Raw genomic sequence first — 23,770 nt, 5'->3', positions numbered from 1 at the left:
ATAACTCATGAAAGCATTGGTTTTGAATGGAATAAAAGCAGAATTAAAATTAGAAGATGTGAATATTCCGGTTCTGAATTCGGATGAAGCATTGGTTGAAATAAGAGCTGCTGCCGTTAATCATAGAGATTGGTGGATACAACAAGGTCAATATGCGGGATTGAAATTTCCCATTATTTTGGGTAGTGATGGATCTGGAATTGTACAAAAAGTGAGTGGTAATACAGAAAATAAAAATTGGATCGGCAAAGAGGTGGTTCTTTACCCGGGTTTTAATTGGGGTGCGGATGAGCGTTTTCCCTCTGCTAATTATAAAAATCTTGGACTTCCAGATAATGGCACGTTTGCAGAATTTGTAAAAATTCCTATTGCTAATTTATTTGAAAAACCTGCACACCTCAATTTTGATGAAACTGCGGCTTTGCCTGTAGCTGGTTTAACAGCTTATCGAGCATTGTTTGTACGAGGAAAATTGAAAGCAGGGCAAAAAGTTTTGATTTGCGGTGCGGGCGGTGGTGCAGCTGTTTTTGCTTTGCAATATGCAGTAGCTGCAGGAGCACAAGTATTCGTGACATCTGGTAATGAAGAAAAAATTGAAAAAGCCATAAGACTCGGTGCAATTGCTGGGGCAAATTATCATGACGATGATTGGGCAGAGAAGTTTCAAGCGAAATACGGAAGCTTTGATTTAATTATTGATAGTGCTTTAGGTAAAGGATTTAAAGATTTGATCAATCTTGCTGCCAAAGGAGGAACTATTGTCTTCTTTGGCGAAACGGCAGGTGCTATACCAGAATTGAATGGTCGTACTATTTTTTCAAAACAATTGAATATTTGCGGCTCTTCTGCTGGTTCTCCGGCAGATTTTAAGGCAATGCTAGACTTTATTGAACAACATAAAATTCATCCTATCATTGATTCTGTAATTGCTTTGGAAGATGGAGAAACCGCGATGCGCACGATGGATAAAGGCAATAGCAAATACGGAAAAGTGGTAATTAAAGTCAAATAAAAATTTACTTAAACTCCAAACTACAATCTTTAAAATCGATAATTACTTTATCAAATAATTGAATATAGTCTTGTCCCAATGCGTTGCCATAAGGAGATTCTTTATCCGGATATACGTTGATATTTTCAAGAATCTTACTCGGACTATTACCAATTTTTAATGGAAATTTTGATAATTGAAGCGCTTTGAATGATGTAATTCCACCAGCTCCGCCAAGATTTACCTTCTCTTTTTTACTAGAATTCTTGACAATATATTTGTGAGATTTGTAATAATCTTCGTCTAATTCTGACTGCTTAGCTCCGGTATCGAAATGAAAATTGAGCAATGATTTACCCGAAAAACCTTTCACAATGATCGCATTTCCTTGATAAAAGAAATTTGCATGTTCTATCGCTGAATCTGCCGTAAGTATGGTAGCAACTCCTGCATTAGAAATGGATAATTTACCTAATTCTTTAATTACAGGAAACCCAATAATTCCATGAATCTGATATTGAATAGATGGAAAGTTGAGTTGGTCATCAGGAAGAACAAGAAAAACGACATTTTTAATAATAGTAGAGCCAAATTCTATCTGATCTGCTACGGCTAATTGGGAATACACTTTTTTCTCCGTTGCCGTTCCCACTGTAATATTTGAGGGAATAATTTTTAAGTTTAACTTATTTGCGGTGCTAGCACTGATCGTTGAGAATCCAGCCCCGGAGTCAAAAATAAACGGTTGAATTCCTTGTTTATCTACGGATACATTGATATTCCAAAGACTCACTTGATCACGCCAGATCGAAAAAGAATCGTTAGGGACAGTTTGGATAGTTTGCGTTGCGATATTCTTTAATGCATGATAGAGTTCGTAATTGTTTTTATAATCAATTTGGTTACTTGGGGACAATTTTGATCCATATTCTTGTAACAACAAGGCATACGTCTGTGCAGCAGAATTGTATTGAAACGTTTTTACATAACTATCCGCTAAAACATTTAATAACTTAATCCATGCATTATCGTCTAATCCAGAAGCATAATGTTCACTTAGATAATGGATTGACTTGATAGCAGCATCATTTTCTCCAAATGCATTTTGGACAATTGACTCAAAATAAACACTGTCTTTTGTTTCTAATGGGAGGGTAGAATGATGTAAATAGGATTTTAGGGAAAAATAATCTTTTGATTCCAAATATTTGCCCAACGATTCATATTTCTTCTGACCGTATGCATCAAGAAATAGGAAAAGGGTTATAGACAGAAATAATATACACTGCTTCATGGGTCAAAATTAAAAAGAGACACAAATGGAATTGCATCCCTTTTTAAAATTAAGGAAAATTTTATTTATTTCACTAACTGATCCAAAATCGGAGTTTTTGTCGTTTTTAAAACTGTTTGTTTAGAGTCGTTCAATTGCTCGAAAATTTCTACTGTATTTTTTCCTTTTTTCAACCAAACACCAGGAACATATAAAGTTAGTTGTGGGCCAACGGTACTCCAATAACGGCCAAGATTTTTACCATTGATAAATACAATCCCTTTACCCCAATCACGCATATCAAAAAAAGTATCCCCCGTTTTATCCAAATTAAAAGAACCTTGATAAATTGTCGGAGTTCCTTCGGAATAATTAGATTTGGCTTTTGTCAAATTAGGTTCTTCGCTCATAGGCAAAGAACGCATCTGCCAATTGCCCATAATTTCCTTGTTGCCAATGGTTACAGGACTAATAATTCCCTTTGTGTTATGAATGATCTCCGCACCATAATTGATCCGCCCCATATTTTCAACCAATATCTGCAATTCTGCATTTGATGGAATATTGATATCCATATCGTAACTATTGTAATAGCGATTCAATACACCAACTTTTTTTCCATTCACATAAATAACTGCGAAATCACGCAAACCGGGTATTGATAATGTGCCTTGAATTGGTTGTGTAAATTTCTTTGAATAAAGCATATAGCCATTCCCTTGATTCAGATCTTCAAATGTCAACGGCTTATCATTTTCTACGGGTTTGATTTTCTTTGCTAATTCCAATAAATTGGCTGCTTTTGTTAGGGTAATATCAGGAATTGAAATTACCGGAATAGCTGCTGGAACTGCTGGAAATTTTGTTGTACTGTGGGATTGTAAAAGATTACGAATGGAATCATATTTTGGCGTAACCCAACCGGCTTCGCTAATAGGTGCATCATAATCGTAAGACGTCATATCTGGCTGAATATCATGGGTTTTTTGGATTCGCTTTTTAGTTTCTGTTTTACCCATTCCATTCACGGGGTTTCCATCGAGTGCTTTTTCATCTTTCGGTCGTGCTTCATAATTTGCACCTGATGTAAATGCAAAATTAGTGCCTCCATGTACCATATACATATTGAAAGAAACGGTATCTTCTACATATTTTCTAAGCTGTTTGGCTACTGAACTAGCAGATACTTTGGGAAAAGGTTCCGCCCAATGATCCAGCCAACCAGGGTAATATTCTGCAACAAAATAAGGACCTATGCCGTCGTGATATTGGTTTACTAATGTTTTCAATTTTTTAGTATCGTCTTCTCCGTCAGCCCCAGGAAGTGCACCAGGAATGGAACCTTCTTTGAATAACCAACTACCATCTGCTGTATAAAATGGTACGTCAAAACCAGCTTTCACCAACAAATCTTTGATTTTGTAACTATATTTTTGATGATTTTCTAGCGTAATGTCAGGTCGTTGCGCAACATAAGAGCCAAATTCATTTTCAGCTTGTACCATAATAATAGGTCCGCCATGCGTGATTTGTAAATCTTTTAATTGACCGGCAATTTTTTGAATATAATTATTACAACTATCTAAAAAAGGTGGGTTGTCTGCACGGATTACCATGTCTTTTGTTTTTGGTAACCACCAAGGGTAACCACCAAATTCCCATTCCCCACATGCATAAGGACCAGGTCTGAGTAATACAAACAATCCTTCTTCCCCCGCCTCTTTTACAAATTCAGCGACGTCATGATCTCCACTAAAATTCCAAACACCTGGAGCGGTTTCTTGCCAATTCCAAAATATATAGGTGGTAACTGCATTTAATCCCATTGCTTTGATCATTTGCAAACGATGGCGCCAATATTGATGTGGCACGCGCGCGAAATGCATTTCACCAGCATGTAATTGTATTGGTTTACCATCATACAAAAAATGGCCATTTTCAATATTGAATGTATGTTTCGCTTTTTGTGCATGGGAGACAGAAATAGTCAAGAGTCCACTTGCTAGTAACGAAAAAAGTAATTTTTTCATGAGAGAAAGAAATATTTTGCCTACAAAATAGACAAATTAAATAAAATATCAAAAAATTACGCAATCGTTGGATATTGTATAAATTCTAAGTACTATTTTCTTTTTTTAAACAAAGAAATTATCTTTTTAGAAATACTTATCAAAATAAAGGCAACTAGTCCAGCAGCCAATCCTAATAGAATAATCTTGATAGTTTCTGGTATTTGAGGTAAAAAATGGTGGAAATATTCTACATTATGTATAAAAATGCCACCTGCAACTAAAATTAATGCAATCGTTCCAATAACGGCAAACGCTTTAATAATCACGGGCAACGCTTTTACTAAAACGTGCCCAATTTTGGATATCAATCCTTTGTCATGCGAATGTTTTATCAATTTGAATCCAGTATCATCCATCCGTACAATTATTGCCACAAATCCATATACGCCAACTGTTGCAAGAAAAGAAACAAATGTTACGGCCATTATCTGAACGGGTAGTCTTTTATCCAAAACTTGACTCAAGGCGATAATAACAATTTCGATCGAGAGAATAAAATCGGTAGAGATTGCTGCTTTTATTTTAGATTTTTCTGCTTGTTCGCCCAATTCCTCATCTTCATGTTTGAGTACAGAGTGTTCTTTTTTATCTCGATGAAATAAGAATTCGATAATTTTTTCAATTCCTTCATATGCCAAATAAAAGCCGCCAAGAAGTAAAATACATTTTATTGCAATTGGCAAAAAAGTATTGAGCAGCAATACAATAGGAATCAGAATCAATTTATTCAAAAGAGACCCTTTGGTGATAGACCACAAAACGGGTAATTCTCTTGAGGATAAAAAACCAGTTGCTTTTTCCGCATTCACTGCAAGATCATCTCCTAAAATTCCCACTGTTTTTTGCGTAGCGACTTTACTTGCGACCGCTACATCATCCATTAAAGCACCGATATCATCTAAAATTGCGAAAATCCCTGAAGCCATGTAATTTGGTTATAATTGGTAGAAGATAAAATTAAGGGAATTTAATTTATCGCACTCTTAGGTTTGTAATAAATCAAAACAGGTATTTCTCTTTTTCCTTTTTTTAATATTAATCCGATATCTCTTAATGATTTTTGAATTCCCTTATAATCTCTAATTTCAACATTCGTTTTTATATCATATTTCCCTTCTTCCCCTGTATTATTGATAACTGGATATCCAAATTCATTGGCGAGATAATCTGTCGCAAAATCTTGGAGAGAAACCTTAGTTCCATCAAATCCAATACCGCTAAATGATTTACTTGCTTTGGTGGAGTCAGAGGATATGGGCAAATGAAACGTTGAATCTGGTATTTTTTCCAATAAAAGTACATCTTGTGTTCTTTTTTCTAATCTAGCTTTAATGGGAAAATTGGCATTTAAAAAATTTTGAAATAAAGGAATAAGGCTATCTTTTTCCGATGGTTTGACCAGAAAGTCGACACAGTATAAAGTGCTTTCATTATCAAAATCAGCTACATCTTTTTCTTTCAAGCTATCCTCGTAGATAATTTGTCTTTCTGTCGTAATTTTAAAGGCGGTACGATATAAGCCGCTTAATGTAAAATTAAAACAGGTGATACGTCGATTAGCTATTCTCGTTGAAGTATACACTCCATTTACAAAAGGTCTTATGTATGAGGCAAATTGAGTGGAACTGTCGATATTGAAAATGGCGTCTACATTATTGGAAGATAGTAATTTGTCATTGAAAGCCGCGTTAGAATGAATAGAGTCTCCTTTCAAAAAATTGCTTACAAATGTTTTATTTATTGAATCCGTACGTACCATTCCAATTATCTTCTTTTGTGGATTGAGAATGATGCTTTGTCCGACAAAACTAAGATTGACAAGTTGATAAAGGATATTTTGTGGGTCAGATGCTAGCCATATTTTGGATGGTTTTCTTTTGATATATTTCTTTAATCTAATGGAATCGTCATTGGAAATGCCAATAATCTGTAATTGACTTCCAAATTCGTTTTGAATTTTAGCTAGATTATCCATTTCTGGAATACAAGGACTACACCAAGTTCCCCAAAAGTTTAAAATATAAAATTGTTTTTTAGCCGAATAGAGATTAAGGGAGTGTACAGGAGTATTTACTAACTGGTTTAAAGTTATCAAAGATGGAAATGGATCTCCAACTTTTAATATATTGTCTTGTGCCGAAATATCATTTAAGAGAACCGCAAAAAATAATAGAGTCACTAAATATCTCATGATGTGTTTAGTTTGGTCTTAAAAATAAAAAAATCTATTTGCTAATGCAAATAGATTTTTGAGAACATTGCTTGTTTGTTAATTACAATATCTCTTTAATATGTTTAAAATTACTTTTAATAATATCTAAAACTTCATCTGCTTTACCGGACATCATTAATTTGCCCATCGTTTCCGTATAGCCTTTGATTTGTTCAAAATCAATTTTGGGTGGCATAGCAAGTGCATTTGGATTGGTAAATACGTGCACCAAAACTGGGCCTGCCGTAGCGAAAGCTTCTTGCAAAGTAGATTCTAGCGCATCTGGATCTTTTAATGAAAAACTGGTGATGCCAAATGCTTCTGCGACTTTGGCGAAATCAGGATTTTGCATATCTGTTTGCCAATCAGGTATACCGGCAACTTGCATTTCTAATTTTACCATACCCAAAGAGCGATTATCAAATACGATAATTTTGATCGGTAATTTGTATTGTGCTACAGTTCCTAAATCGCCTAATAACATAGAAATGCCACCATCGCCACAAAATGCAACAACTGGTTGATTCGGTCTTGCTAGAGAGGCTCCAATTGCTTGTGGTAAGGCATTGGCCATAGAACCATGACTAAATGAACCTAACATTTCTCTGTTAGGCGCTGCTTGTAAATAACGCGCCCCCCAGACACAACACATTCCCGTGTCAACGGTAAAAATGGTGTCGTCACTAGCGATTTTGTCCACAGTTGCCGCCACAAATTCTGGTGCTATGGCGTTGATATTACCCTTATCTTTTACATAGATCTGAAGATCTTCTTTCACTTTTGCGTAGCGATCCAATTGTGTTTGTAAAAAGCTATTATCTTCCTTGTTTTTTATCAGAGGCAATAATGCGTCAATGGTATCTTTCACAGATCCAGCCAATCCCAAATCGACTTTTGCTCTACGACCGATTCTTTCTGGGCGAATATCCACTTGAATAATTTTTGTATCCGTTGGCATAAATGCTTTGTATGGGAAATCCGTTCCCAATAGAACAATTACTTCACTGTGATGCATCGAATGGTACGCTGCAGGTAATCCTAATAATCCGGTCATACCAATTTCCCAAGGATTGTCATATTGAACGGCAAATTTCCCACGGAAAGAATAAGCAATAGGTGCTTTTAGTAATGCCGCTAAGGCAACCACTTCATCATGCGCGCCTTTGCAACCAATGCCACAATAAATAGTGATTTTGGTGTTATTATTTAAAATGTCTGCAAAATGCTTTAATTGTTGATCCGAAGGACGAAAAATGGATTCACTTGGTAATAAATACGGTGCAGTAGAACCTTCGACTGCTGTGCTTTCTGCAATATCACCAGGTAAGCCAAATACAGCTACGCCTTTTTTGTAATAGGCATGTTGCAAGGCCGTTTGTAACATACGTGGCACTTGTTTCGTCGTAGTTGCTATTTCATTAAAAATACTGCAATCTTCGAATAATTTTTTTGTGTCTGTTTCTTGGAAAAATTCCGTTCCAAATTCATCTGTAGCGCAAGTGGATGCAATCGCTAATACAGGCGTATTGGATCTATTGGCATCATATAATCCATTGATCAAATGCACATGCCCAGGACCGCTGCTACCTGCACAACAAGCGATACCGTTCAATTCGGATTCTGCTTCTGCTGCATAAGCGCCTGCTTCCTCATGTCTTACATGCACCCATTTGATCTGTCCATTGCGTCTTACGGCATCATTTACTTCGTTCAGACTATCTCCAGTCACGGCATAAATATGTTTTATGCCTGCGTTTACTAAGGTTTCGACCAATTGGTCCGCCACTTTTTTTGCCATAAATATTGAATTGTGGATGTTTTACTAAGTTTCAAAATAGATAATTGAAATTAGCAATAAATGTTCAAAATTGGCGGAACTTAATTTTACATTTTTAATATTTAACGTAATGGTAAGTTTACATAAATCTAAATTTCTAAGTAGTTTTGCCTCCCCAAATTGTAAATAATGATTCAGATTGAAACGGCAACCATCAAAGATTTAATCCTTCACAGAGTTAATAGCGAGCGTCAAGAATTGCTTTTAAATGAAGATCGACTTTCTTATGGTGATGAGAATATAGATGCTTTGTTGAGAAAGGTTTTGTTGAAGCCATTTACAACGCAAGCTTATAGTTTCGAATTTATGCACGAGATTGATTTGAGTTATAATGTACTTTTTAATATTTCAAAAAGGATATTTGAAAATGAGGATTTCGTAACTGCTTCAAAAGATATTGCAAAGCATTTATTGGCAATGTCCAAACATCCCAATATCAAAGACGGAGATCTATTTATCGCACATTACAACGATATCAAATTCAACAATCAATATGTGCAGGGAATTGGTATTTACAAATTTGAAGATAAGGAAAAATATATAGAAACTTTTGCGGAAGATGGTAATGTCAGTGTAGCTTTTCGTAACGGAATTTCCAATAAAAAACCGGAGAAAGCGGTTTTGATTTTATATACAGAAGAACCTTATACTTTATTGGTAATAGATAGTGGAACTTCCGAAACAGAATATTGGCAAAATGATTTTATCAAACATCAATCGAAAAATGATTTTGTAAATAATACCACAGAAGTCATGCAATTGACGGAATTATTTATCAAAGAACAATTTCCACAAGAGTATGAGGCCGGAAAAGTGGATCAAATTGATTTGTTGAATCGCTCGGCAGAATTTTTTAAATCACACGATGTTTATAATAAAGAAGAGTATGAAAATTCTGTTCTTTCTGATCCTGGATTGATTGATTCATTTGTCAAATACAATGACAATTACCGCGAACAAAATGATCTGGAAATAGAAGATGGTTTCAAATTATTTCCACAATCCATCAAAAAACAACAGAAAAATTTCAAAGGAATTATCAAATTAGATAAAGACTTCCATATATACATACATGGAAGTCGCCAAAACATAGAACAAGGTGTCGATGAAAACGGTAAAAAGTTTTACAAAATATACTATGATGTAGAAAGCTGATGCTTGGGTTGGTTCCAAGTATCGGTTTCGATATGTCCATCTTTTAGGCGAATGACTCTTTTGGCAAATGCTGCGATATCGTCTTCGTGTGTTACTAAGACGACCGTGTTGCCAGCAGCTTGTATTTGACCAAATATTTCCATGACTTCTACTGATGTCGTAGAGTCTAGATTTCCTGTAGGCTCGTCCGCCAATAGTAAGGCTGGATTATTAATAATCGCTCTAGCGATAGCGACACGTTGGATCTGACCACCACTCATTTGATTGGCTTTATGATCGTAACGAGAAGCCAACCCCACTTTTTCCAAAGCGACCATGGCGCGATCTAATCTTTCTTTTTTCGGAATGCCTGCGTATACCAAAGGTAACGCTACATTTTCGGCAGCTGTTAAGCGAGGTAAGAGATTAAATTGTTGGAATACAAAACCTATTTCTACATTTCGTACATCCGCTAATTCATCATCTTTTAATTTGCTGACGTCTTTATTATTCAACACATATTGACCATTGGTCGGCGTATCCAAACAACCAATAATATTCATCAATGTACTTTTGCCTGCACCAGAAGAACCCATCAAAGCCACGTATTCATTTTTAAGAATATCCAAAGAAATCCCTTTCAATACGGGAATTTCTTGTCCGCCCATAAAGTAGCTTTTTTGAATATTATCTAAATGAATAATAGATTCTGACATGATTAGCTCTATTTGTTGATGACTTTCGGAACTTCAAAGAAGGTTCCATCAGTTTGAGGCGCATTTTTCAATGCATCTTCGTGAGAAATACTTCCTTTTAATACGTCTTCGCGTAATACATTAGTACGCGTGCTGATATGTGTCAACGGTTGTACGCCTTCTGTATCTAATTCGTTCAATTTTTCCATAAAACCGATAATGTCTTGCAAATCAGATTGAATGGCTTTTTTTTGTTCTGGTTCAAATTCCAAACGAGATAGATTCGCAAGGTCATCCACCAATTTGTCGGTAATCTCTATCATGTTGCAAAAATAAGGAAAGCCTCCGTTTTCGATGTTGAAATTATAAAAGCGGTAATAGAATCGGATAGATGGAAAAAATTACATTTGCGGTTGATTATGGGCAATACATATTTTCAATTCAAACAATTTACGATACATCAAGATAAAACGGCAATGCGTGTCTGTACAGATGCGTGTTTGTTTGGGGCGATTATTTCTGAGGAAATTAATGCAAATCGCGTTTTGGATATTGGTACTGGTACAGGTTTGTTGAGCTTGATGTATGCGCAAAAACATCCCAACAGTAAAATTGACGCAGTTGAACTAGAAGAAAATGCTTTTGCTCAAGCGCAAGAAAATGTAGCAATTTCTCCTTGGAAAAATAATATTCAAATACATAATATTGCGATTCAAGACTTTGAATCTAAAAGATCTTACGATTTAATATTATCTAATCCGCCCTTTTTTGAAAATGATCTGAAAAGTGCCAAAAATGAGCGTAATCTGGCGATGCATAGCGAGACATTGACTTTGAAAGAATTGTTTAGCTACGCAAATAAACATTTATCCGACAATGGAAAATTCGCCGTTTTAATTCCTTTTCACCGCTTGGAATACACGTTGACAATTGCGAATGAAAATGATTTCTATTTAGGTAAAATTTGGAATGTAAAACAGACGGAAACGCATCCATTTTTTCGCTCCATTCTTATTTTTCAAAAAGAAAATTGCAAAACATTTACTCCTGAATTGTATATAAAAAATGCGCAAAATCAATATGGGATTGACTTTGCGCATTATCTGAAAGATTATTATTTGTTCTTATAAAGTTTTCAAATTGTCTTTCGGTGTGGCATCCATAAACAATCCACCATCCAAATCAACGGAAGCAATAGCTTGGGAAGATTTGATATTTACCTTTATCGTTTCTGCATTTTTCCAAACGCGTGGCGTTTGATGGATTCTTTCTTCTTTTCCATTTGTATATTTTACAACGACATCAAATGGAATCGCAAATCCGCCAACATTTTTGATGGTTGCAATAGCTCCTGTTTTTGATTTTGCAACACTTTCCAAATTGAGATCGATGTAATTATTGGTAAAGAACCAATTTTGGAAAAACCAATTCAAATTTTCGCCCGAACCCGCATTCATAGAATTGAAATAATCCCAAGGAATCGGATGTTTGCCGTTCCAATTGTCCATATACACATGAAGTGCTGTTTTGAATTTTTCATTTCCCAACATATCTTTCAATGCCAAATAAGAAAGGGATGCTTTTCCATAAGAATTGTTGCCATAACCTGCTCCAGAAACTTGAGAAGACATCAAGATGATAGGTTGATCCTCTTCTGTAGAGGGATCATTGATATATCTTTTTACTCGGAAATTCATGTAAGTTGTATCCGCATTTCCTTTACCGTATTCATCAATTCCGATCAAATATTCAAATGTAGTTGCCCAACCTTCGTCCATGTATGCATAACGCGTTTCATTTATTCCCATATAGAAAGGGAAATAAGTATGCGCCATCTCGTGGTCTTGCAACATTTGTGCGAAGCGTAAATTATTTCCTACGGTGCCATCATTGACCATCATCGGAAATTCCATATCTGCTTGACCTTGTACCGCGGTCATCTTTACAAATGGGTAAGCAACGCCGGGCCAATTGGTAGAGAAGCTTTTCAATGCATATTTGCCCCATTCAACAGCGTGTGGAAAATCAACCGTTGTATCATTGTACGCCGCTTGCATACTCGATCTTCTACCCGTTTTAGGATCGACGATTACACTACCTGCATCCCAAACGTAATGATCACTGATTGCAAAACATACATCGGAAATATCATTAGCCGTGAATTTCCAAGTATTCCAATCATTTTGCTTGGTTACTTTATGCGCTTTCAACTCCTCCAAATTTGCAATATGGAAAATCTCATCAGACGTGTACGATTCTTTTAATTTGGAAACGTAAGATTCGTTAAGCACTTCTTCCGGATTTAAGAAATCGCCAGTTCCATAAACGATATAATTTTTCGGTGCTCTAACGGCAACTTTGTAATTATTGAAATCATTGTAAAATTCGCCTCTGTCAGAATGTTCCAATCTGTCCCATCCATTATAATCATCGAAGACTGAAACACGTGGATAACTATAAGCGACGTACATCGTTGTACTATCGAGCATCCCTTCGCGACCACTTTCTTTGGATAATTCATAATTCCAATCAATATTTAATTCAACCGAACTATGAGGTAAAATGGGTTTTCCTAATCTTACGGTGTTTGCCGTACTCCAATCTTTGGCATCTGTGTGATAGGTAAATTCGCCAATTGTAAATTTGGTAATTGTCAAGCCGGGTGTTAAAAAATTTGGACCTGTTGGACCAGATCTTGCCGCTCCGGGTTTGTGTATATTGTTAACAAAACGAATAACGATGCTCTTTAAAGTATCATTACTATTATTTTGATAATCAATTTTTTCTGAACCTTCGATAAGTCTATCTGTAGGGTGTGCAGTTAAGGTAATATCATAATTTCCTTTGTTTTGCCAATAATTTGGACCAGGTTTACCAGTCATAGAGCGAGTTCCTTTTTCGTATGCCGCTTTTATATTTCTCGGCATATATAAGGTTTGGGCTTGGGCCGCAGCAATACTCAATATTGCTGTTACCGCACCTGCAAATAGCTTATTATACATTATTCAAATATTTTGCATCTAAGGTAATGAAGAATCAATTTTTAAATTTACCTTTTTCTTAAAATGCCATTAAGTGGTGATTGTTTACCTTTCAAAAAAATATAAATCGTATGTTTTCAGAGAAATTTTTTCCAAGATTTGGCGATTCTGACGCTTGTGGACATATTAATAATGCAGTGATGCCGGTTTGGTTTGAACATGCTAGAAATCCAGTTTTGCGTATTTTTCAACCTGATTTTGATTATAAAAAATGGAGTACCATTGTGGCACACATCGAAGTGGATTTTGTAAGTCAGATCCATTTGGATAAGGAAGTGGAGATTAGAACTTATATTTCAAAAGTGGGTAATTCATCTTTTGAAATCTATAATGAAGCTTGGCAAGATGGCATTCTGGGAGCAAAAGGAAAAGCTGTTTTGATACATTATGATTTCACAATTCAAAAATCTCAACCCATTCCGGAAACAATCAAAAAACAGTTGTTAGAACACTTTATCGATTTAGAAAATAAATAAAGAAAATTTTGTCCTAGTAATAAACTTTAGGCATAATTTTAGTCTATATATTAACCATAATAATTTAAAAAAATGTTACTATGAAAAAAAGAATAATTATTGGATTGTTTGCGCTAGTAAGTATTTTAGCTGTAAGCAATGTAAATGCACAGTCTAAATTAAAAAAAGCTGTGGACAATACAGGCAAGGCAATCGGGAAAACGGCCGATAAAGTAGGTGATAAAAGTGCAGAATTAGCGAAAAAAGGTGTGTCCAAAGTTGGGGATAAGACTTACAAAGGTAAGGTAGCTCCAGATGGTTCAGATGTTTATATTGATAAAAAAGATAAAAAGTATTATATCAATAAAGAGGGTAAAACAATTTACCTAAAAGCATCTCAAATCAAAAATAAAGTAGAAAAGAAATAAGATAGTGGTTTTTGAATGAAAAAAAGGAATAAGCGTTTGCTTGTTCCTTTTTGTATTTATATGCAAAAATTATTAACATATTTATCGCCTAGACAAACCTATATTTTTACTTACATTTGGTACTTGTTTAAGTACATCTAACTCCTATATGGGAATAGATTAAAATTTATTTTTCAATGAATAAAGATCATTACGTTTTAATCTTGGCAGGAGGTATAGGCTCGAGGTTATGGCCACAAAGCCGTCAAGCATACCCAAAACAATTTTTAGATATATTACATGTTGGTAAGACGATGTTGCAAAGTACTTACGAACGTTTTGCTAAATTTATCGATAAGAACAATATTTACGTAATCACTGCAAGAGATTATGTAGATATTGTTAATGAACAATTGCCAGAACTTATAAAGACTAATTTAATAAGTGAGCCCAGCAGAAAAAATACCGCACCTTGTGTCGCTTATATTTCATTCAAGATATTAAAAACGAATCCTAATGCCAATATCATTATTAGCCCAAGTGATCAGGTGATTTTGGATGCACAAGGATTTGAGGCTGCAAGTATTCAGGCTTTGGATTTCTCAGATAAAAATGATGCTTTTGTAGCGTTGGGTATCAAGCCCTTGTATCCCAATACCAAATATGGTTATATCCAACGGGAACAGTATGAATTGGAAAAGAATATTTTCAAAGTGAAAACATTTACAGAGAAACCACCATTGGAAATGGCTCAAACATTTATCGCAAGCGGTGATTTTCTTTGGAATACAGGTTTATTTGTCTGGAAAGCAGAGGCAATTTTGAAAGATTTAGAAAAATATCAACCTGAAATGTATGAAGCATTTGCTGAAATCGCTCATGATATCAATACTGAAAATGAGGAAAAGGCAATTGAAATAGCGTATAATCAATGTACCAATTTGTCATTGGATCTTGCTGTAATGGAAAAATCAGAAAATGTTTATATCATTCCATGTGAATTTGGATGGAGCGATATTGGTACTTGGAATAGCACATACGATAATATGGAAAAAGATTATTTGGGTAGTGCCATCAATGGTGAAAAAATTATTAATGTTGATGCGAGTAAATGTGTAGTCAATGCGCCAAAAGATAAATTAGTAATTGTTCAAGGTTTGGATAATTACGTCGTTGTAGATACGGATGACGTTTTGCTTATTTGCAAAAAGGAAAGTGAAGGAGATATTAAAGATTATATTGCGGAGGTAAGAAAAAAGTATGGAGAGAAGTATTTGTAATTTAATGGCAAGGCTTTCATTGTTTTAAAGAGATCTTTTTATAAAAAAATGGTAATTTTACAATATATAAAAGTTACGCAGCATGAATATTGAGGCAGGACCACTTCTAAGGGAGATTAATTCTCCCGCGGATTTGAAGAAATTAGATAAAGAGCAATTGGCACAAGTATGTGACGAATTGCGCCAATTTATCATAGATGTGGTGAGTACACATGGAGGACATTTTGCTGCAAGTTTGGGGGTGGTAGAGTTGACGGTTGCGTTACATTATATTTACAATACACCTTACGATCAATTGGTTTGGGACGTAGGACATCAAGCTTACGGACACAAAATTTTGACCGGAAGGCGAGATGTTTTTACAACAAATAGAAAATATAAAGGAATTAGTGGTTTCCCAAAACGTTCTGAGAGTGAATACGATACGTTTGGCGTAGGACATTCCTCAACGTCTATTTCTGCAGCTTTAGGTATGGCCATTGCTGCCAAATACAAAGGAGAAGACCGTAAATCTGTTGCCATTATTGGAGATGGTTCTATGACGGCAGGTATAGCATTTGAGGCATTGAATCATGCCGGCGTAACGGATAGCGACATGTTGATTATTTTAAATGATAATAACATGAGCATTGATCCCAATGTTGGTGCTTTGCGTGAATATTTGACGGATATTTCCATATCTCCTTCATACAATAAGTTCAAAGATGATGTCTGGAAAGCGATAGGTAAATTGCCAATTGGCAAAAGCTTTACGCGTACCATGGCATCTAAATTGGCGGACAGTTTGAAAGGAATGGTGAGTCAAAGTTCCAATTTATTTGAATCCTTCAAATTGAGATATTTCGGACCGATAGACGGTCATAATATTACCAAATTGGTAGATACTTTAGCTGACTTGAAAAAAATACCTGGACCAAAGATTTTGCATATTCTTACTGTCAAAGGAAAAGGTTATGCTTTAGCCGAAAATGATCAAACGAAATGGCATGCGCCAGGATTGTTTGATAAAGTGACTGGGGAAATTTACAAAACGCAATATAGTACACCTCAACCGCCAAAATATCAAGATGTATTTGGAAAAACAATTATCGAACTAGCAGAAAAAAATCCAATGATTTTTGGTGTGACTCCTGCGATGTTGAGTGGTTCTTCCTTGAAATTTATGATGGATGCGATGCCAAATAGAACATTCGATGTGGGCATTTGCGAGCAACATGCAGTTACTTTAAGTGCAGGAATGGCAACGCAAGGAATGAAGGTTTTTTGTAATATTTACTCCTCCTTTATGCAACGTGCATTTGATCAAGTGGTGCATGATGTCGCTATTCAGGATTTGCCGGTAGTCTTATGTTTGGATAGAGCGGGATTGGTCGGAGAGGATGGTCCTACGCATCATGGCGCCTACGATATTGCCTATTTCAGAGGTATACCTAATATGATTATTAGTGCGCCGATGAATGAACAAGAGCTACGAAATCTGATGTTTAGTGCGCAATTGGAAAAAACAAAACATCCGTTTGTGATCCGTTATCCTCGTGGCAATGGTGTGATGAGTGATTGGCAAAAACCAATGGAAGAAATAGAAATAGGAAAGGGACGTAAGTTAAAAGATGGAAAAGATATTGCGGTATTGACACTCGGTCATCCGGGTAATTTCGCAGCTGCAGCAATTAGACATGTTCGTTTGGAAGGGGTGAATCCTGCCCATTACGATATGCGTTTCGTAAAACCTTTGGATGAAGAAATGCTGCATGAAGTATTTTCCAAATATGACAAAATTATCACTGTTGAAGATGGTACGGTAAAAGGTGGTTTTGGAAGTGCCATTTTGGAATTTATGAATGAACATCATTATAAAGCAGATGTAAAGATATTAGGTATACCTGATGAATTGATCGAGCATGGTTCTTTGAAAGAATTATATCATGAATGTAAATATGATGAACAATCTATTGCTGAAGCGATTCGCTCATTTACATCAATCAAAGTGGAAAAAATTCCAGATGCAGTTATTTCTTAATTTAAGCGAATAAGAACTTTATAAATAAAAAAATCCGAAAGCAAGGCTTTCGGATTTTTTTATGCTTTTCAAATAAATGAAAATTATTTTACAGTAGGTGTATTTGCTTTATTCAAAGCTAATGTCCATTCTACACTGATGGCACTTTTTTCAATTTTAAGATAACTACCAGGATTTACTTCAATCTGAATAGTGTTGTCTTCGTTGATACGATTTACTGTCGCGTGGATACCAGCGATAGTAACAACTTTGTCTCCTTTTTGAATATTTTCAATAAAGTTCTTTTGTTCTTTTGCCTTTTTTTGTTGAGGACGGATCATGAATAACCAAAAAACGACGATGATACCAAGCATCAAAATTAGTTGCATAGAACCACCACCTTGTGCTCCTTGTCCAGCCATTAGCATTACTGCATTTGTAGAGATCATTGAGTTTGTTTTATTTTAAATTATAGTTGAAAAATGTATTAATTAACATTGCCAATAAATGCCAATACAAAATTGGGGTCATTTGTTGTGTTTGTCGTAACAATCAAGCTTTTGCGTACGCTTCCCGTAGATCCATGATTAGAGTCAAAAGACGCATTGATTTCGCCTATTTTTCCAGGTAGGATAGCGCCCTTTGTAAAGTCTGCAACTGTACATCCGCAACTTGGTTGTACGTTGATGACGTATAAAGGATTTACTCCTACATTTTGGAAGGTATATTTAAGTTTGACTTGTGTTCCCTTTTTTACAGTACCAAAATTTTTTACGGAATCTATATACTTAATTAAAGTATAGTTAGCTGTATCTTTTTCTACGTATGCCAACTTTTCTTCTCTTTTATTTTGATCTGCATTATCCTTGCAAGCTATTAGGCTACAAGAAATAAATGTAATTGAAAATAGTATTGTGCTTATCTTTTTCATATAAACCATCAGGAACTTAGTAACAATTTTAAATTAAAATAGTTCGGATTTTATTTTCTGAAATCTATTTTGTTTAATCTGCCTTCTGCTTCAAAATCTTTTTTTAGCCCATCTAAAATACCGTTGATAAATTGACCACTTTGGTCTGTACTGTACTCCTTAGCGATATCAATGTATTCGTTAATGGTTACTTTAGGTGGAATTGTTTCAAAATAAAGTAATTCTGCTACTCCCATTTCTAACAATATCATATCAATGTGTGCAATTCTTTCAGAATCCCAATTACGTAATTTTGGTTTGATTAAATCTAATAGGTACTCTTTTTTATCTCGGATTGTTCTAAAAATAGATTTAGCATACTGCCAAGTTTCCTCTGGTAAAAAGCCTTGTAAATCAAATCCATTCGGTTTTTGAAAAATACCTTTGACGATTTTTTGTAACATTTCGACATCGTCATCAAAAGTTGGAAAATTTTCTTCGAAAAATAAAATGACTTTCTCATCTGTCAATAACAAATCATTCATAATAAACTCCAAAATTCCAGATTCGCCTTTTTTAGTTCTTCCATTTTCTGCAATGTAAGTCCTATACTCTTCCATTTGAATAAGCGCTTGATATGTCTTTTTGATCATATTTTGCCCTTCTTCTAAAAGATTTGGTTTGTACTGCTCAATCGCGGAAATAAAGGATTTATTTTCTATGATTTTCCACATGACTTCATTACCCGCTATTTTGATATTTACGTTTAAGTCATGGGCAGAAGTTAAATTTTTAGAGGCTCTGTGAGATGCATCTTTTTCTGCATAACGTGCTACTTCTGTGATGTAGTAAAGCATGAAAGTGCACAACTCTCTAGAATTGTCCAATAAATTTTTTAAAGATTTTATTGGATCTTTTTTATCACTTTGGTCATTAATGGTCTCTAATGCATAAGATAATTGCATTACTTTGATTCGAATATTTCTTCTGCTGATCATTTAGAAAGAACTTTTGAGGGCGCAAAGGTATTAAATGTTCTATACAATCTGACATTTAATTATTTGAAAATGAAAAAGACCTCAAAATCAATGATTTGAGGTCTTTTTTCGAATAAACTCTTTTGAAAATTATAATTCCAAAAGAGTTTTGATTGGATCTTGTTTATATAACAACAATTCAGGATTTTCCAATAACTCTTTTACTCGTACCAAGAAACTTACACTCTCTCTACCATCGATAATTCTATGGTCGTAGCTCAATGCGATATACATCATTGGACGAATTTCCACTTTGCCATTTACCGCAATTGGACGTTCAATAATATTATGCATACCCAATATAGCACTTTGTGGCAAATTGATTATTGGTGTACTCAACATACTTCCAAATACACCACCATTAGTAATGGTAAATGTGCCGCCTTGTAAGTCAGCAGGTCCTAATTTATTATTACGCGCTTTAGTCGCTACTTCGATAACTGCTTTTTCGATTTCAGCCAAACTTAAGCTTTCAACATTTCTAATTACTGGAACTGTCAAACCTTTTGGTGTGCTTACCGCGATACTGATGTCCGCATAATCGTGATAAGTAATAAGACCTTTCTCCGTATCGATATAGGCGTTCACTGCTGGCCATTCGCTTAATGCAATTGCACAAGCTTTGCTGAAGAAACTCATGAAACCTAAACCAACATTGTGTGTTTCTTTAAATTTCACTTTAAATTTACTTCTGATCTCCATTACTTTAGACAAATCGACTTCGTTAAAAGTAGTCAACATTGCTGTTGTATTTTTCGCTTCCACCAATCGTTTACTGATTGTTTTACGAAGATTTGTCATTTTCTCGTCTCTAACGTTACGAGAATTTAATGGTTGATCATCGAAAGTTTGTTTGCCTGGGTGAGCTAAAGCTTCCAATACATCATGTTTCGTGATTTTACCACCGAATCCACTTGGCGTAATAGCTTTCGAATCTATTTTTTTATCTGCAATAATTGCATTGGCAACTGGAGTCGCTTTTACATCAGAAGGAGGTGCAGATACAGGAGCTGGCGTTTCTGCTTTGGGTGCAGGAGTCGGCGCTGGTGCACTTGGTGCAGGCGCGGAAGAGGCTGATCCAACCGCAACATCTGTATCAATTTTAGCTAAAAGATCACCGATTTTTAATACATCATCTTCTTTAGCTACTTCTTCTAATTTACCTGCTTCTTCCGCATTTACTTCGAAAGTTGCTTTTTCACTTTCTAATTCTGCGATAGGCTCGTCTCTTTGGATTAAATCGCCTGTTTTTTTCAACCATTTAACCAAGGTAACTTCGCTTATAGATTCACCTACGGTAGGTACTTTTATTTCAATAACACCTTTGCCAACGGCTTTTAGCACTTCAGCTGGAGCTGCTTCAACCGGAGCCGCTTCTTGTACAGGTGCGGGAGTCTCTTCTGTAGGGACTTCGGACGAAGTATTTGCAGCAGATTCATCAATCTGAGCCAAAACGTCACCGATTTTTAATACATCATCTTCATTAGCAACAGTCGTTAATATACCCGCTTTCTCGGCGTTAACTTCAAAAGTCGCTTTTTCACTTTCCAATTCAGCGATCACTTCGTCACGTTGAACATAGTCTCCTGATTTTTTTACCCATTTAACCAAAGTGACTTCACTAATGGATTCTCCGACGGTGGGTACTTTTATATCTATCATAAAAAGTCTTCTTTATCAAAAATATTATATTTTAAATGCAGTATCGATTACTTCCGCTTGTTCTTGTTTGTGCACTTTCGCATAACCTGTGGCGGTAGATGCAGTAGCTTTTCTACTGATAATTCCAAATGGGAACAATGGTTCCAAATGTAATTTCAAGAAAGAGGCGGCTCCCATATTTAAAGGTTCTTCTTGTACCCAATACCAAACAGCATTCACATATTTTTCGTGCAAAGTTTTTAATTGTTTTTCTGGTAATGGGAAATATTGTTCCAACCTTACAATCGCGATACTACTATCTTGTGCTTCTTTTTGACGTTCTTCTAAATCAAAATAAATTTTACCAGAACAAAGCAATACTTTTTTTACGCCAGATGCTTCTGGGTTACGAACGTCATCAATAACTTCTTGGAAACTTCCTTTTGTAAACTCTTCAAGTAAACTATAACTATCAGGGTGACGCAAGTTTGCTTTTGGAGACATATTAATCAATGGCTTTCTAAAAGGTAACGCCAATTGACGTCTTAAAGCATGGAAAAAGTTTGCTGCTGTAGTAATATTTGTAACGAAAATATTGTACTCCGCTGCCATTTGTAAGTATCTTTCTGGACGAGCATTAGAGTGATCAGGTCCGCTACCTTCATATCCATGAGGAAGCAACATTACTAGTCCATTCATAGTTCCCCATTTTGCTTCACCACTAGTAATATATTGATCAATTACCATTTGAGCGCCATTTGCGAAATCTCCATATTGAGCTTCCCAGATAGTTAATACATTAGGATTGCCTATTGCATAACCATATTCGTAACCCAATACGCCATATTCACTCAATAAGGAATTGACACATCTAAATTTTCCTTGACCATCGGAGAAATGAGCTAGACGATTATATTGTTCGTTGGTATTTTCATCATATAGAATGGCATGTCTATGAGAGAATGTACCACGTTTTACGTCTTCTCCACTCAATCTAACATCTTTACCTTCTACTAAAATACTTGAATAAGCCAATAACTCGGCAGTACCCCAATCAATTTTGGTATCAGCGTCAAATAAAGCTTTTTTGTCATTCAATAACTTCTTCACTTTACGCAAAGGAGAAAACGATTCAGGCCAAGACATTAATTTTTCCACCAAAGATTTTACTTCCTCTGATGGAATTCCAGTTTCTGGTGACTGATCAAAATCCTCTGGTTTGGAGAATCTTAATTTTGCCCACCATTCTTCAGGTGCTTGTAAAGTATATGGATTGGGATGCTGTCTTACTTCATCTAAACGAGTTTGCAAATCTTCCCAGAATTTTTTCTCCATTTCATTCGCCAAATTAGCGACAGTTTGGTCTCCAATTCTGTTTAGGTAAGCAATATATTCTTCCCTAGGATCTTTGTGTTTGTCAATTAAGGAGTACAAAGATGGTTGAGTAAATTTAGGTTCATCACCTTCATTGTGTCCATGTCTTCTGTAACAAAGAATATCAATGAAAATGTCTTTGTGGAAAGTAGATCTATATTCTGCTGCTAAGCGAGAAACCTTCACGACGGCTTCCAAATCGTCTCCATTTACATGAAAAACAGGTGATTTTGTCACGCTTGCTACAGATGTACAATAGTCAGAACTTCTTGCGTCATCAAAATCGGTTGTAAAACCAATTTGGTTATTTACCGTAACATGGATGGTGCCACCTACTTCAAATCCAGCTAGTGCACTCATCTGTGCTACCTCATATATAATACCTTGTCCACTTTGAGCTGCATCGCCATGGATTAAAATAGGTACAATCGAATTAAAGTCACCGTTGTATAATACGTTCGCTTTGGACCTCGTAAATCCAAGAGTTACTGGGTCTACCACTTCTAAGTGCGACGGATTGGGCGATAATTGCAAATTGACTTTATTGCCATCTGGCGTCGTTACTTCACTTCTAAATCCTAGATGATATTTTACGTCACCGCTTCCTTGAGAATTGTCCGCAGGAACGATACCTTCAAATTCGCTAAAGATTTGTTCGTACGTTTTACCTAAAATATTAGCCAAAACATTTAAGCGGCCTCTATGAGCCATTCCAATAACTACTTCCTTAGAGCCATCAATCGCGGCTTTCGTAATTATTGTATCCAAAGAGGGAATTAAGGCTTCTCCACCTTCCAAAGAAAATCTCTTTTGACCTATATATTTTGTCTGAAGGAATTTTTCAAAAATTACCCCTTGATTGATTTTTTCTAAAACTCTTTTTCTAATTTCAAGATTTAACTCTATATGAAACCTATTGTCAATCGCATCCAAAAGCCATGCAATTTCCACTTCGTCCGTGAGAGTGTTAAACTCGAAGCCAACATTTCCGCAATAAGATTTTTTCAATTTTGCTACAATCTGTTCCAATGTAGCATTGGGTAATCCTATAAATTTTCCAGCTAAAAATGTAGATTTTAAATCGGTATCAGCAAGGTCGTAATAATTAAGGTCTAGATTGGCATGTCTGTCTTTCCTAGGTCTTATGGGATTGGTAGAGGATAAAAGATGACCTTTCTTTCTATATCCTTCGATTAATCGGAATACATTAAATTCTTTTGCTAAATGATCTGAATCTATGTCTCCTCCTCCTTCATTGTTTTCAACGGCATAATCAAAGCCATCAAAAAATTTTTTTAACTCAGGGTCTACACTTTGTGGATCCTTTGAATAATCTCGATACAAACTCTCTATATATGCTGGATGAGAGTTGGTAATGTATGAAAAATCCTTCATGCCAAGCGTTTTGTATT

At 35.5% G+C, this 23,770-nt stretch carries 20 protein-coding genes; 7 read left to right on the top strand and 13 right to left on the bottom strand.

Features of this window, described 5'->3' with window-relative positions; all coding sequences use genetic code 11:
- Positions 1-7 precede the first annotated feature (7 nt).
- The gene (locus E0W69_RS15665) at positions 8-1,012 is read left to right on the top strand and encodes a zinc-binding dehydrogenase (RefSeq protein ID WP_131330989.1); all 1,005 of its coding nucleotides are present in this window, start codon (positions 8-10) and stop codon (positions 1,010-1,012) included.
- A 4-nt stretch (positions 1,013-1,016) separates the two neighbouring features.
- On the opposite strand, the gene E0W69_RS15660 is transcribed toward E0W69_RS15665, so the two are convergent.
- The 5 genes from E0W69_RS15660 to E0W69_RS15640 form a co-directional block, all read right to left on the bottom strand.
- On the bottom strand, positions 1,017-2,285 hold the full coding sequence (locus E0W69_RS15660; protein ID WP_131330988.1) for a retropepsin-like aspartic protease: 1,269 nt from the start codon (positions 2,283-2,285) through the stop codon (positions 1,017-1,019).
- A gap of 65 nt (positions 2,286-2,350) precedes the next feature.
- Positions 2,351-4,294, bottom strand: a complete 1,944-nt coding sequence (locus tag E0W69_RS15655) for a glycoside hydrolase family 35 protein (RefSeq protein WP_131330987.1) — start codon at positions 4,292-4,294, stop codon at positions 2,351-2,353.
- 92 nt (positions 4,295-4,386) lie between these two features.
- Complete coding sequence (locus tag E0W69_RS15650; protein ID WP_131330986.1) at positions 4,387-5,262, bottom strand: DUF808 family protein; 876 nt, start codon at positions 5,260-5,262, stop codon at positions 4,387-4,389.
- 41 nt (positions 5,263-5,303) lie between these two features.
- Positions 5,304-6,527 carry a redoxin domain-containing protein gene (locus E0W69_RS15645; RefSeq protein ID WP_131330985.1) on the bottom strand — a complete coding sequence of 408 codons (1,224 nt, stop codon included), beginning with the start codon at positions 6,525-6,527 and terminating at the stop codon, positions 5,304-5,306.
- An 82-nt stretch (positions 6,528-6,609) separates the two neighbouring features.
- Positions 6,610-8,346 (bottom strand): thiamine pyrophosphate-dependent enzyme, encoded by a 1,737-nt coding sequence (locus E0W69_RS15640; protein ID WP_131330984.1) that lies wholly within the window; start codon positions 8,344-8,346, stop codon positions 6,610-6,612.
- Between the two features lie 168 nt (positions 8,347-8,514).
- Between E0W69_RS15640 and E0W69_RS15635 the strand changes: the two genes are divergently transcribed.
- Positions 8,515-9,540 carry a nucleoid-associated protein gene (locus E0W69_RS15635; RefSeq protein ID WP_131330983.1) on the top strand — a complete coding sequence of 342 codons (1,026 nt, stop codon included), beginning with the start codon at positions 8,515-8,517 and terminating at the stop codon, positions 9,538-9,540.
- Here the strand turns inward: E0W69_RS15635 and E0W69_RS15630 are convergent.
- On the bottom strand, positions 9,522-10,235 hold the full coding sequence (locus tag E0W69_RS15630; protein ID WP_131330982.1) for an ABC transporter ATP-binding protein: 714 nt from the start codon (positions 10,233-10,235) through the stop codon (positions 9,522-9,524). The two genes, E0W69_RS15635 and E0W69_RS15630, sit on opposite strands and share 19 nt — an antisense overlap.
- An 8-nt stretch (positions 10,236-10,243) precedes the next feature.
- On the bottom strand, positions 10,244-10,537 hold the full coding sequence (gene gatC, locus E0W69_RS15625) for an Asp-tRNA(Asn)/Glu-tRNA(Gln) amidotransferase subunit GatC (protein WP_225321288.1): 294 nt from the start codon (positions 10,535-10,537) through the stop codon (positions 10,244-10,246).
- A 96-nt stretch (positions 10,538-10,633) separates the two neighbouring features.
- Between gatC and E0W69_RS15620 the strand changes: the two genes are divergently transcribed.
- Positions 10,634-11,344, top strand: a complete 711-nt coding sequence (locus E0W69_RS15620) for a tRNA1(Val) (adenine(37)-N6)-methyltransferase (protein WP_131330981.1) — start codon at positions 10,634-10,636, stop codon at positions 11,342-11,344.
- On the opposite strand, the gene E0W69_RS15615 is transcribed toward E0W69_RS15620, so the two are convergent.
- Positions 11,339-13,216 carry a M1 family metallopeptidase gene (locus E0W69_RS15615; RefSeq protein WP_131330980.1) on the bottom strand — a complete coding sequence of 626 codons (1,878 nt, stop codon included), beginning with the start codon at positions 13,214-13,216 and terminating at the stop codon, positions 11,339-11,341. The two genes, E0W69_RS15620 and E0W69_RS15615, sit on opposite strands and share 6 nt — an antisense overlap.
- A 110-nt stretch (positions 13,217-13,326) precedes the next feature.
- On the opposite strand from E0W69_RS15615, the gene E0W69_RS15610 reads away from it, so the two are divergent.
- The 4 genes from E0W69_RS15610 (at position 13,327) to dxs (ending at position 17,417) form a co-directional block, all read left to right on the top strand.
- Positions 13,327-13,731, top strand: coding sequence for an acyl-CoA thioesterase (locus E0W69_RS15610; RefSeq protein WP_131330979.1), 405 nt, complete (start codon positions 13,327-13,329; stop codon positions 13,729-13,731).
- A gap of 80 nt (positions 13,732-13,811) precedes the next feature.
- On the top strand, positions 13,812-14,138 hold the full coding sequence (locus E0W69_RS15605) for a hypothetical protein (protein WP_131330978.1): 327 nt from the start codon (positions 13,812-13,814) through the stop codon (positions 14,136-14,138).
- A 176-nt stretch (positions 14,139-14,314) separates the two neighbouring features.
- A complete protein-coding gene (locus E0W69_RS15600; RefSeq protein ID WP_131330977.1) occupies positions 14,315-15,397 on the top strand; it encodes a mannose-1-phosphate guanylyltransferase in 1,083 nt (360 codons plus the stop codon).
- A gap of 82 nt (positions 15,398-15,479) precedes the next feature.
- The gene (gene dxs, locus E0W69_RS15595; RefSeq protein ID WP_131330976.1) at positions 15,480-17,417 is read left to right on the top strand and encodes a 1-deoxy-D-xylulose-5-phosphate synthase; all 1,938 of its coding nucleotides are present in this window, start codon (positions 15,480-15,482) and stop codon (positions 17,415-17,417) included.
- 83 nt (positions 17,418-17,500) lie between these two features.
- Here the strand turns inward: dxs and yajC are convergent, their stop codons facing one another.
- From yajC to E0W69_RS15570, 5 genes are all read right to left on the bottom strand, one after another.
- On the bottom strand, positions 17,501-17,845 hold the full coding sequence (gene yajC / locus E0W69_RS15590; RefSeq protein WP_191967881.1) for a preprotein translocase subunit YajC: 345 nt from the start codon (positions 17,843-17,845) through the stop codon (positions 17,501-17,503).
- A 38-nt stretch (positions 17,846-17,883) separates the two neighbouring features.
- Positions 17,884-18,327 (bottom strand): DUF1573 domain-containing protein, encoded by a 444-nt coding sequence (locus E0W69_RS15585; protein ID WP_191967880.1) that lies wholly within the window; start codon positions 18,325-18,327, stop codon positions 17,884-17,886.
- 50 nt (positions 18,328-18,377) lie between these two features.
- The gene (gene nusB, locus E0W69_RS15580; protein ID WP_225321287.1) at positions 18,378-19,271 is read right to left on the bottom strand and encodes a transcription antitermination factor NusB; all 894 of its coding nucleotides are present in this window, start codon (positions 19,269-19,271) and stop codon (positions 18,378-18,380) included.
- Positions 19,272-19,433: 162 nt separating this feature from the next.
- Positions 19,434-21,005, bottom strand: a complete 1,572-nt coding sequence (gene odhB / locus E0W69_RS15575) for a 2-oxoglutarate dehydrogenase complex dihydrolipoyllysine-residue succinyltransferase (RefSeq protein WP_131330973.1) — start codon at positions 21,003-21,005, stop codon at positions 19,434-19,436.
- A 24-nt stretch (positions 21,006-21,029) separates the two neighbouring features.
- Positions 21,030-23,753, bottom strand: coding sequence for a 2-oxoglutarate dehydrogenase E1 component (locus E0W69_RS15570; RefSeq protein ID WP_131330972.1), 2,724 nt, complete (start codon positions 23,751-23,753; stop codon positions 21,030-21,032).
- Positions 23,754-23,770: the final 17 nt, after the last annotated feature.

Source organism: Rhizosphaericola mali (genome assembly GCF_004337365.2).
Taxonomy (GTDB): domain Bacteria; phylum Bacteroidota; class Bacteroidia; order Chitinophagales; family Chitinophagaceae; genus Rhizosphaericola; species Rhizosphaericola mali.
Note: the sequence above shows the minus strand (reverse complement) of the source record. Positions and strands in the feature narration are given on the sequence as shown.